Annotated in this window: 1 pseudogene; it reads right to left on the bottom strand. The window is 47.5% G+C overall.

The features are described from left to right. Window positions 1-208 (bottom strand): annotated as a pseudogene (locus FS628_RS32465) (spermidine synthase); the annotation flags it as partial. Window positions 209-223 lie beyond the last annotated feature (15 nt).

Raw genomic sequence — 223 nt, 5'->3', positions numbered from 1 at the left:
ATCCAGCCTCATTTCCTTCCATTACATCCACCATCCCTCGCCCATACTCCAACACCATCCCTCTTCCCTCATCCACATCCATCCCTCCCTCCACACCTGCCTTGCACAATTCTAATACACCAAACCCCCCCTTTTCTCCATAAACCCTTTTTGTATCATATACCCTCACCTCATCCTGTTCACTTTTATTTCCATACACAACTCTCACCAACCCTTCTCCCTT

The organism is Paenibacillus xylanexedens, from assembly GCF_007676705.1.
Taxonomy (GTDB): domain Bacteria; phylum Bacillota; class Bacilli; order Paenibacillales; family Paenibacillaceae; genus Paenibacillus; species Paenibacillus xylanexedens_C.
The sequence above is the reverse complement of the archived record's forward strand: the minus strand, read 5'-3'. Positions and strand labels throughout refer to the sequence as shown.